Raw genomic sequence first — 11,241 nt, forward strand, 5'->3', positions numbered from 1 at the left:
GCGATTGTGAAATGGCTTCTAGAAAGTGGAATGGATATCGATGAACAAGCTTTTCCTTATAAATATACAGCGATAAAATCAGCTGCGGCAGAAGGACATTATGAGATGGTGCGCTATTTATTACAACAGGGGGCAACGCTAAATTTTGAGCCGCCTCATCCTTATAAGGATGTATTATTCGGTGCTATTCGATCTGGAAACAAAGAAGTCGTTCAACTATTAATCGACCATGGCGCAGACACGACGATTCTATATTTTGAACGAAAAGATGCCGAGGTGATGGCGAAAGAACAAAATCAAACGGAAATTTTAGCGCTCATTCAGGCCCATAATGCGACTTTACCAGACGATCATGTACCGCGTACAACGCCTAAGGAAGTCTACGATGAAGAGGAAGACTATGATGAGGACGAGGATTATGAAGAAGAATACGAAGAACCATCTAGTCATGCGGTCATTCGTGCGGCGTTCGAAGAGATGTATGGACCCATTCAAACGACCTATTATCAAAACTTCCCGTCTGAAGTCCCGATTCAAGCGCATATTATCGCCCCATCAATCAAACATCCGTATTATGTTTTATTTACAACAGGGATGAGTGATCGTGCCGTTGGGTATGATTTGTTATATGTGGAAAATATGATGAAAGTGCCGGCAGATTGGCTCGACGGGGATGTAGACTGGACAGACCGAGAAAAAATATGGCCGATTAATTGGTTAGTTAAATTAGCATGTATTCCGCATGATGAAAGCGTTCAGCCGAATCGAGGGGTCATCGTCCCGAATAAAGGGGATTTAGCAGACCCGTACGGCATTGAAACCCATTTAAGTTGTATGTTGATTTCAGCGCCTACCGATTCGGATATTCAACACTTGCAAGTAGAAGGCGAAGACATTCGCATCGATGAACTGGTACCGGTATATAAAGCCGAATGGCAGTATGCGGAAGCAAATGGCTATACGGCTTTACAAGAAAAATTAGCAGCTTCAAAAGTACAGGAAGTGATTGATTTTCAACGACCTGCCGTTGTGGAGAAGCCAGTAGAAGATGGACAGCCTAAACCAATTAGAACAGTTTCTAATTCAGAGAAAGTTCGTCAACAATTTGAAAAAGAATATGGACCGATTGCGCTCCAACTGACAGACTTGACGGTAGAAAATGACCCGTTGATCCAAATTAGTGGAAATATCATTTATCCAACGAAAAAACATCCATATTATGTTGTTTTCACACTGGGTGTTAGTAATAATATTCCTCCTAATGTGACACACAATGAAGCGTATGAAATGATGATGAAACTACCACTTAATTGGGTCGCTTCTGAAGAAGAATGGACACTTCCAGAAAAAAACTGGCCTTTACGTATGATGGCGGAATTTGGATATCATGTGCATAAAAACTTCTTAAAATATGATGGGAATACAACATTTCCTGTAGAAGGGAAAACAAAAGAAATCCTTTTCGAATACACAAAAATGACGCATTTACTATCAAGAGGACCGAGTGAACGGTTCGTTTCTACCACTGTAAATGAAGAATTTTTGGTTATACTTCATCAACTTATCCCGATTTATGAGTCAGAGATGGATTATGCCGAAGGAATTTATGGTCTAGATTTGATTCACTGCTTAGAAAAGCAGCATGCTGAGCATATATTCGTACAAAATCGACCACCATCTGTCTAAAAAAGACACGGAAAAATACATGTTTTTTGTATATAATGGAGATAAATGACAAATACATACCAAAAAAAGAAGATGGAAAGGATTTTTAGATGATGATATTCAATCAATTTGACTGGTCCGAAGTAAAAGAACCTGCAACACCGCAAGAAATAAAAAAATGGAAGAGAAATTGCAAGTGAAACTACCATTAGATTTTCTCGAAGAGGCGACGCCTTATTTTGGCGCCTACTTAGATGAGGATATTAGTTGGCAAGGTCTTTCTTTTGGTCAGTTATTGACGATTACTCTGAATAATTTTGCGCTAGATACGTTATCAACGGCGAAAGAAACATTTGTAGAACAAGGACGTATGCCAGAGGAATTAGTGCCTTTTGCTGCAACACCTGGTGGCGATTATTTCTGTTTTGATTACGTAGACGGTCCTGAAAATCCAACCGTGGCCCATTGGACGCATGACGGTTCCGATTCGATTGAAAATTTAATGGAGGATGACGGCCTGACAGAAGAGGAGGCTGTTGCTCATTTACGTGAGCACTCAACAAGCTATTTAGCGGCAAACTTTACAGAGTTTGCAAAAGATTTAATTAGCTACGAGGAATATGAAGCGCTCGAAAAGGCCGAATCAGAGGCGCGACAAAAAGCAGAAGCAGAACGAAAGGCGGCTTATGCGGCGTTACTTCGTACGAGTGAGCCAGGTTTTGAAAAACTTCTTCCAGAGCGAGTAGAGTATGAGGATGGTTATCCTGTTTTTGAGGGAAATAATTTATACTTTACCGCAACACTGCCCGAAGAACTCTATTTAGGCGAAAGCGATGTGCAGCTCGAAGAATGTTTCCGTCAACTCAAGGAAGCACTGGAAACAGGAGCACTATCTGCTTCCCGCTTTACACCGATGCAGCTACAAGATTTAGCGGCGGGTGCGCCGAAGCTAAAAGGTTTAGTTTGGCATCATCATGAAGAACCGGGGAAAATGCAGTTAGTCAATGCCTATGCGCATTTAGTAAGACATATTGGAGGCCGCTCGACATGGGCGTATGATCCTGACCCAACCAAATATAGGGTGGATCGCTCAGACATTGAGCAAACAGGTATTTACCGGACGGAGGAAAAAGATGCTTTAGAGGGTCTGCGTGAGGTTGAACGTCAGTTAGAAGTTCGATTTCCAAAAGATTTTATTCAATTCTTCCGCACAATCAATGGGGGTCGTTTTGAGCACCAACATTTTTTAAGTGGGGGTATTGAGCTTTTTGTAGGGGATTTACTGTCCTTTAATCCAGCAAGTGCGGATTATGTATTGGACTATGTCAAACGGATGGGTGACCGTATGCCGGCGCCATTTGTGCCGTTTGCCTGTGACCCCTTTGGGAACCTATTTGGTCTTATTTATACAAGAGAAAGTAAAAATACTTTACCAGTAGGTGTGGTTTATTGGTTGCACGAAGGGGCATCGCCATTTAAACCATTAGCTGTACGATTAGGGAAAAGTCATGACGAGGTAGCAAAAATTGTTTTTGAAAAACAAACACGTTTTTGTGCCTTTACCTTTAACGATTTTGTAGAACTACTCTATTAACACAAAAAGACACGGAGAAATCCGTGTTTTTTTGTGTTTAAAATTCTTCCATCATTTCAACTAAAACATCTAGCTAAATTCATGTAGTTAATTCTTGAAATTCACCCGCATACATCATAATTGTACCCAAAATATCATTATAAACCGTCGCATGGACCGTATAAACACCTCGTGCATCGTCAAATCCATCTTCTACAATTGCCTTTCCTTTAAAGAAAGAAGGTAGGGGGATAATGCCAAATAAGTGCTGCGCATTCGTACGTGTAATAAGACGTCCTTCTTTTGTGACATCTAATAATAAATTAGAGTGCATCATTGCAGGTTTCCCAAGCAAATCATATGCATGTTTTGTTTTTAAATCGATACGTGTCGTTGAATTGAACGTACGCTTTTTCTCAGGAAAATAAAAATTGCGTGACCATTCAATATCATAAGTTTTTTCACCTTGATCTATGCATGAATGAATCATATCGAAAGGTATATCAGTCCCTTGCTCCGGAAACAAAAAGTCCATGAGTGGCGCGGCTTGATAAAAAGGAAATAAAAGGGGACTACCGTGTTTAATAGTTTTCATAATTCCCTTAGCGCGAAAAGCTTCACCTGGAACTGTATCGTAACGATGCTGTAGCATTGGGTGAAGTTTATTAAAATCTTCACCCAGTAATTGTTTATAGACAGACATATGCCAACCTCCTTTTAGTCATTCATTCCCTGTTTAGCGAAAAACATGTTTTTTCAAACAATCACTCGAAAAAATATACCGTATAGCAAAAACATCTCGAAAACGCACTTACGCTGTCTATTAGAATAATTAGTATGTATTCTTACACCTTGAAACGACAAGTATTTGCTTAGGTTTAAAAGATAACTTAAGTAAACCATATAAATAATGATAAGTTAACTAAGTTTTATAAGGTTATCTTTTTATTTTCATGTAATTAAAATTATAGATATAATGTATTTTTCGCTAATTCCGATAATACGACATTACGCGAAAAAGCAAATATTGTAAATAATAAAAAGGCATTGTAAATCTCCCCGTTTTTATAATGTAAAAAGAGGAAGCAATATAGAGATGCTTGATTTCTTATTGTTTTAGAATAAATAAAAGGCATTCTAATATTTCAGCCATATTTAAAACAATCGACCATGTAAAACCTTACATAAAATAATAAGAAAATTTGGAAACAAAAAATTCTTCGCATTGCATAAAAAAATAATAAGATCACATATTCTCTAATTTTTTTCATATGATAACAGATACTAATTTTATTCAAAAAAAATCAGTATCTCACCTATGTATTCATTTTTTATAATTATTTTCTATTAAAAAGTTATAAAAATACGTTATTTTGACTATTTAGGAATAATTATTCAATATGAATATATTGAATAATCTTATACTAGGTACTAAAAATCAATACAAAAAAGTATTTTATAGTATAAATGGTATTTTTTAAATATGTATTAATAAAAATGCTTTTTAATGTGTTAATATACATTTTGTAAAAAATAAATTATTCCAAAAGGGGTTTTCAACATGAAAAAACAATTAGTAGCAGCACTTTCAACAATCGCATTAAGTACATCATTACTTGCGACAGCACCTTTGCAATCTAATAATACGGCTCAAACAATTACGGCTCAGGCGAAAGCGAAAGCGAAAACTACAACAAAATCATATAAATATGTTGAACATACAGGTGTTTCAAAAATCACTTCTACTGTTAAAGTAACACGTAATAGTAAAGGAATTGTTAAAAAAGTTAAAGCATCAAGTGTTCAAACAGGTGTCTCTTTCCCAATTGGCTACAAATATAAAAATTTCTCTTATAAATTAAATAAAAATAAAAAAGGTGGCACAGCTTATGTACGTGGATATAAATTGTACGGTGCTACTGTTGCCGGACAAGAGATTAAATATAAAAAACCGGTAACATACAAAATCAAATTCTAATTACCATCTCATATAATAGAAAGACAGCGTGCAGCTTTGCACGCTGTCTTTCTTTATTTACAGTATCTTTTCAAACCTCTATACTATTTGAATAAGCTAGGAGGCGTTTTATGGAAAGCAAAAAAGTAACATGGTTAGAACTGTTCTCGGATTTATTATTCGTTGCTGCGATCGCAACCGTTACAGGGGTACTAATTCATGTAGAGGATGGCGAAATTCCGTTCACGTATATTTTTAAATTCATTTTAATCTTTATTCCAATTTGGTGGAGCTGGGTCGGTCAAACGTTATTTACGAACCGCTTCGGTGAAGATGGCTTACATCATCGGTTGTTTATGATTTTGCAAATGATCTTTGCCCTCGTGATGATTGCGAGTTTATCAACAGACTTCGACTCATACTTCTTACCATTCGTTATCGGGTACTTAGGTCTTCGTGTATTAACAGCCCTTCAATACATGTTAGCCGCAAAACTTGAAACGGGTGCGAAAAAAGACGTTGCCTCGTATTTAGGAAAATATTTTTGGGTTGGTATTATCATTTCTTTCTGCTCAATCTTTTTCGACGATACGTGGCGCTACGTTATTTTATACGCAGGGATTGCGGTCGATATTATCATACCGCTATTCGGGCGTAAGCATTTGAAAAATAGCCCTGTTGATACAGAACATTTAATTGAGCGTTTTAGCCAATTTACGACGATTTTATTCGGTGAGATGCTTGTCGGCACAATCATTATTATCCAACCACACCCTGGAGACTGGCATAATATTTTATACGGTGCCCTGTTCTTCATCTTAATTATTTCAATGGGTTGGCAATACTTTGACAACTTGGACATCAAAGTCAACAAAGCGATTAAATCAACCGGTCAATTGATTATTTACGGTCATTTATTCATTTTGATTGCGATTAGTATGCTAACGATTTCAATTCGTTTATTATTTGAAGAAAAAATGGACATACCGTTTATTTTAACGTTCATTTTTGTTTCGATGGCAACGTATGTCGTTGCGACAATCGTCGTCTTCCAAGCGTATCGCTATACGCATACGAAACTGCAAAAAATCCACTTTGTCATTCTTGGGTTACTATTAGCTTGTTTCATCGCGATGATCTTTATTCAAGCGACATTTATTTCTAACTTCTTTATTTTAGTGATGATGGTGTTATTCTTCGTTATATATGCCTTTATCTCATTAAAATAAGTCGTAATGCGAAAAGAGCCTTCATAATTTTGAAATCATGAAGGCTCTTTTGATTTGCTTAGTATTTCATTATTGAAACCGGTTAAAGAATGCTAAAATTTGACGATATACGGCAATTTCGTTTTCTTTTTTCGAGAAGCCATGTCCTTCGTCTGGTAGAAGTAAATAAGAAACATCGCGGCCTTTTTCTTTTAATGAGGCAACGATTTTATCGGACTCCGCTTGGACGACGCGTGGATCATTTGCTCCTTGTACGACAAACATTGGCTTCGTCATACCCGCAATGTGCGTAATCGGTGAATCTTCGATAAATTTATCACGATCTTTCACCGGATCGCCTACCCATTGATTCATAATCGGTTTCCAATCTTCTGGTACAGAATGATAGAACGAAAATAAATCACACGGACCAAAAATATCGACGACCGCTTTGAAATAGTCGGCATGGCGACCGTGTAGAAGAAGTGCCATATAGCCGCCGTAGCTGCCACCCATTAAGAAAATGTCTCCTTTATTCGCATACCCTTCCGCAATGAGCCAATCCAATCCCGCTACATTATCAAGACGCGGTCCATGTCCCCAGTCCCCTTCCACCATTTTCGAAAAAGCAAGTCCGTACCCTGTAGAACCACGGAAGTTTGGCGCAAAAATATGATAGCCATTGTATAAGAAAAATTGGAAAGCCGCACGGAAAAATTTTTGTTCAGATGCTTGTGGTCCTCCGTGTGGCCAAAAAATAATTTTACCGTTCGCATTTTCTTCTTTCGCTTTGAAAAATAATGCTTCAATCGGTAAACCATCGAATGACTCATACGTCACAACGTCCGGTTCTACTAACGCTTCTTCCGCAATTCCCGGTACTTGATAATTCGTTAGGCGAACCCATTGACCATCTTCTAACTTGAAAATGTTAAACGCTTTCGTCGCACTACCACCTAACGCATAAAGTGTTCCTGTCTTCGCTACAACGAGTTTAAGGAAAATGCTACACGGTGCCGGCATCGAAAGCAGTTCTTCCGTCTTGAGGTCAAACGTGTATAGCCGCTCCTCTACACCTTGCTCCGATACAATATACAAACAATCATTCACTTCATCATATTTTAATACGTTGAAGTTTTGTTTTTCGAGTGCCTTCACTTTTTGAAAGGCTTTCGTACGTAAATCAAATGACGCTAAATAAGTAAAGTCCGCATCATAATTCGTTAAGAAATAGACGAGTTCTTCCCCTACAAATACAGGACTATCTACGGTATGCTGCTCATCTGTATCAGGCGTCATTCGAATATGCGTATCCCCTTGCTTCGCATATAAAAGAGAGTACGTATTCGCATAAAACTTCACATAAAGTAGCGTCTCTTCATTCGGACTCACCGCTTCAATCGCCGTCAATGCCTCTTTCCCCTCTAGTAGTAGATGCTGCTCACCCGTTTCTATTTGCTGTACATACGTATTCATAAATTGTGGGTTGCCTTTAGAAGAACTATAATACAAACGTGCCCCGTCCTTTGAAAGATGTGGGCTCATATTACGTGTCCCCGCTTCATACACGACATTCGCAAGCGTGCCCCCTTGAGGTGGAAACGCATAATATTGCGTATTCTCATCCCCATCTTCGTCAAAACCCGCTAAAATAAACTGCCCATTCGGCTCATACATCAATCCCGCACAATCTTGATCATTAAACGTCAGCTGTACAGGGAAATGACTTGGAAAGTTCATCGCCCACACATTGGATTTCCCACTCAAATTCGTACTAAAAACAAGCTGCGACTCATCCGGACTCACCGCAAAATCACGCACAGAAAACGTACGTAAAAACTGCTCCACATCCGGCTTCGGAAACACTACCATACTACCACTCCTCTTCCCTCTGAATAATCATCTAGTTTACCTTATTACATTATGACATAATTCGATGAGGATAGGGGTTAGTTGTTAGAATATTTAGATAAAATAAAAGTACCAAACACCATAATGCTTGGTACTTAATTAATTCCTTCTATCTATCTTATTCTTAAAACTCATTTTTTTCACTTTTAAGTATCCTTAAAATATTTACATATGTTGTTCAAATAACTGTGGAATGGCAACAGTAAATTGGACAAAAATTATGAGAGCTGTAATTTGAATGCCATTGGCGTTAAATACCCTAATATTCCATGAATACGAATATGATTAAACCAATGAACATAATGGCGAGTTCAAGTTCAAGATATTCCAGAGAAGAAAACTGAAGTTGATTGGCAAATTTGGTCTTGAATACTTTAGTTTCAAGTATTCATATTCAATTGTTGATAGTACTTTTTCTGTTAAGTTCATGATGCTATTATTACCGTAAGAATGTTTCATTAATAAATAAGGTCGCTCATTTATACTGCCAAAACGAAATTCCACATAGATACTCTCAATGCTCAGTTCATCTTCAATTACCATCAAATTATCAATAAATAAGCTTCGCCGAGATTCTGAACTAATGCCTTCTTTTAGTTTATATAAATTGCTGAAGATATAATGCTTAGTTTGCTTATTTAAATGGCAATGAGCCATCCCCCTTGATAAATGATCCAATCGCTGGATTAATTCCTGTTTGCTCAACTGTTCAATTGAATCATCACTACCATTGAATATATTGTTGATTTCCATTACAATCTCTTTGAATTCCTCTTGATTGATACTTTCATATTGCTTTTTCTCTAATTTTTCAAAGAATAAATCAATATTATAGGGCTTAGTTTTAAATGGGTTAAACATTACTACACACCCTTCACAAGATCAGCGTTTATTAATGACTAAAATAACAAGATAATGGAATTCCATATATCTCTTTTAAATAAGTGTCTGTTGCTAATATCACTTGCTTCATCGAACTAGTCATTTTTGAAACGGAAACCCCTGGTTGAACAATTGAAATCTCTAAATTTGTTTCAAATCCCGATCTAACCATCTTTTTTACTGTATATAATGTTTCTAAATCGCCTTTTTCAAACCTTGTATCACTATAATCTTTTACTCTGACTTTCTCCCTTTCAATCATCCTTTGAATGAGTTCAATCGCATTATCATTCCACATAATAGATTTCTCTGTTTGTCCACAAACTTCATACAAATCTGATACACGTGCCCCCGGTTGAGCTTCACTAGAATATTTACAATGATAAAAATGAAATTGAATTTTTCTAGCTTTTTCATTTACTTTTATAGTGACTATATCCGCAATTTCTCCAGCTCCATCATCATCAAATATTACTTCGTCAATAAAAATATAAACATTATCTACTTCATTAATAAATGACTGTGTCCTATCATAAAAATATTGGCTATCCAATCGCAGCTATTATTGAAGCGACAATCAAAAATAATCGCTACACAGAATTTAAGGAGCATATTACAGTTTTACAAAATATCGATTTTTGCTATCGCATTGCCGGCGATGCTTGCTTTATCGTAAAAGCACATTTTGCGAACTTTGAAGATGCTGAGCAGTTTATTGATCAATTATTACCGCTTGCTTCTACGAAAACAAATTTTATTTTTTCAGAGGTAAAATAAATAAAACAACCATTGAGCCCTATAATGACTAGTTTTCAATGGTTGTTCACTTTTACGTATTGATTTACTTAATAGATAAATAATATTCAATAACCCATCAAATCTTTCACTTTTGCCGTATTATACGGTGAAGTTAACATTTCTAATAATGTAAAAGCGACTTCCATCGCTGTACTTGGATTAGCTGACGTAATAATATTATCATCCACTACAATACGCTCTTTACTAATGTTTATACCATATGTTGCAAGTTGTGCGAGGCGCTTACTTGTAGGGTGATTGTATGTTGTTGCGCGTCGCTCTTTTAATACACCACTATGAGCAACTGCAAGTGCCGCAACACAAATCGATGCAATCGGCTTATGTTGGTCATTAAAATGACGAATCACCATTCCAAATTGTTCACTAAAGGCATCGTCATAAAAGTCTGCCTCTTCAAAGCCTCCTGGAATCGCAAGCGCATCAAATTCATCTAAATTTACATCCATCAATAATTTTTCCGGTGTCACACAGAAATTCCAAGTAGCCTTTAACTCCTTATGTAAACCAGCTGTCACAACAACTGTTGAACCATCTCCTTCAAGCTGATTCCAACCAAGTACATCGGTAAATGCGCTCGCCTCATATGCTTCAAATCCATTCGCTAACAACAACAGTATTTTTTTCATTTCCACTACCTCCTAATTTCTTTACATAAAGTGTAGACGAATGAAGCACTTTTCTATATATTTTAAAAAAGGTATTTATCTAATAATCCTTTTTATTCAACGGAAAATTCCTTTATTTACTTTTTAGAAGAAGGCGAAGAAATGGATTCAATTGATTATCAAATTTTACAGCAGATTGAAAAGAATGCAAAAATGACGACGAAAGAATTGGCTGGACATGTACATTTATCGGCTCCAGCAGTAGCTGAACGTATTAAAAAACTTGAAGAACAGCACGTTATTAAAGGCTATCGCACTGAATTTGATTTATCTCAGCTTGATCGTAGCATCGTAGCAATCGTGTTGTTTAAATCCTCCAATTGTAAAAAGCTTGCAGAGTTTTGTTATAGCCATCCAGATGTATTGTCATGTTATCGTGTTGCTGGCGAAATTAGTTATATCGTGAAAATTGCTACATCATCCATTGAAAAATTAGAGGAATTTATTGATGCGGCCATGCCTTACGGTACACCATCAACAAATATTGTTCTATCAGGACGAGAAAATAATGTGGTATCGTCTAAGCAAACAGCTCATTCCAATTAGCATAGGAATGAGCTG

Annotated in this window: 11 protein-coding genes and 1 pseudogene; 6 read left to right on the forward strand and 6 right to left on the reverse strand. The window is 36.8% G+C overall.

Going from position 1 to position 11,241, the window contains the following annotated elements:
• The coding region (locus KSHG_RS16400; protein ID WP_010304263.1) for a suppressor of fused domain protein at positions 1 to 1,686 on the forward strand (1,686 nt) is incomplete at its 5' end.
• 175 nt (positions 1,687 to 1,861) lie between these two features.
• The gene (locus tag KSHG_RS17445; RefSeq protein WP_010304265.1) at positions 1,862 to 3,259 is read left to right on the forward strand and encodes an SMI1/KNR4 family protein; all 1,398 of its coding nucleotides are present in this window, start codon (positions 1,862 to 1,864) and stop codon (positions 3,257 to 3,259) included.
• A gap of 79 nt (positions 3,260 to 3,338) precedes the next feature.
• Here the strand turns inward: KSHG_RS17445 and KSHG_RS07580 are convergent, their stop codons facing one another.
• On the reverse strand, positions 3,339 to 3,941 hold the full coding sequence (locus tag KSHG_RS07580) for a DUF4166 domain-containing protein (protein WP_010304267.1): 603 nt from the start codon (positions 3,939 to 3,941) through the stop codon (positions 3,339 to 3,341).
• Positions 3,942 to 4,799: 858 nt separating this feature from the next.
• On the opposite strand from KSHG_RS07580, the gene KSHG_RS07585 reads away from it, so the two are divergent.
• Together KSHG_RS07585 and KSHG_RS07590 are read left to right on the forward strand one after the other, a co-directional pair.
• Positions 4,800 to 5,216 (forward strand): hypothetical protein, encoded by a 417-nt coding sequence (locus tag KSHG_RS07585; RefSeq protein ID WP_010304269.1) that lies wholly within the window; start codon positions 4,800 to 4,802, stop codon positions 5,214 to 5,216.
• Between the two features lie 110 nt (positions 5,217 to 5,326).
• The gene (locus KSHG_RS07590; RefSeq protein WP_010304271.1) at positions 5,327 to 6,424 is read left to right on the forward strand and encodes a low temperature requirement protein A; all 1,098 of its coding nucleotides are present in this window, start codon (positions 5,327 to 5,329) and stop codon (positions 6,422 to 6,424) included.
• Positions 6,425 to 6,493: 69 nt separating this feature from the next.
• Here the strand turns inward: KSHG_RS07590 and KSHG_RS07595 are convergent, their stop codons facing one another.
• The 4 genes from KSHG_RS07595 to KSHG_RS07605 all read right to left on the reverse strand — a co-directional run bounded on the left by KSHG_RS07595 (position 6,494) and on the right by KSHG_RS07605 (position 9,749).
• Complete coding sequence (locus KSHG_RS07595) at positions 6,494 to 8,275, reverse strand: S9 family peptidase (RefSeq protein ID WP_010304273.1); 1,782 nt, start codon at positions 8,273 to 8,275, stop codon at positions 6,494 to 6,496.
• 257 nt (positions 8,276 to 8,532) lie between these two features.
• The gene (locus KSHG_RS19205; RefSeq protein ID WP_083844878.1) at positions 8,533 to 8,595 is read right to left on the reverse strand and encodes a hypothetical protein; all 63 of its coding nucleotides are present in this window, start codon (positions 8,593 to 8,595) and stop codon (positions 8,533 to 8,535) included.
• A gap of 4 nt (positions 8,596 to 8,599) precedes the next feature.
• Positions 8,600 to 9,175, reverse strand: a complete 576-nt coding sequence (locus tag KSHG_RS19210; protein WP_010304274.1) for a hypothetical protein — start codon at positions 9,173 to 9,175, stop codon at positions 8,600 to 8,602.
• A gap of 31 nt (positions 9,176 to 9,206) precedes the next feature.
• Positions 9,207 to 9,749, reverse strand: a complete 543-nt coding sequence (locus KSHG_RS07605; protein WP_010304275.1) for a hypothetical protein — start codon at positions 9,747 to 9,749, stop codon at positions 9,207 to 9,209.
• Here KSHG_RS07605 and KSHG_RS16410 point away from each other — a divergent pair.
• Positions 9,731 to 9,973 (forward strand): annotated as a pseudogene (locus KSHG_RS16410) (Lrp/AsnC family transcriptional regulator); the annotation flags it as partial. The gene KSHG_RS07605 and the pseudogene KSHG_RS16410 sit on opposite strands and share 19 nt — an antisense overlap.
• A gap of 86 nt (positions 9,974 to 10,059) precedes the next feature.
• Here KSHG_RS16410 and KSHG_RS07615 read toward each other — a convergent pair.
• Positions 10,060 to 10,641 carry a DJ-1/PfpI family protein gene (locus KSHG_RS07615; protein ID WP_010304279.1) on the reverse strand — a complete coding sequence of 194 codons (582 nt, stop codon included), beginning with the start codon at positions 10,639 to 10,641 and terminating at the stop codon, positions 10,060 to 10,062.
• A gap of 141 nt (positions 10,642 to 10,782) precedes the next feature.
• Between KSHG_RS07615 and KSHG_RS07620 the strand changes: the two genes are divergently transcribed.
• Positions 10,783 to 11,226: an Lrp/AsnC family transcriptional regulator gene (locus KSHG_RS07620; RefSeq protein ID WP_010304281.1), complete on the forward strand. Its 444-nt coding sequence runs from the start codon at positions 10,783 to 10,785 to the stop codon at positions 11,224 to 11,226.
• Positions 11,227 to 11,241 lie beyond the last annotated feature (15 nt).

Source organism: Kurthia senegalensis (assembly GCF_000285595.1).
Taxonomy (GTDB): Bacteria; Bacillota; Bacilli; order Bacillales_A; family Planococcaceae; genus Kurthia; species Kurthia senegalensis.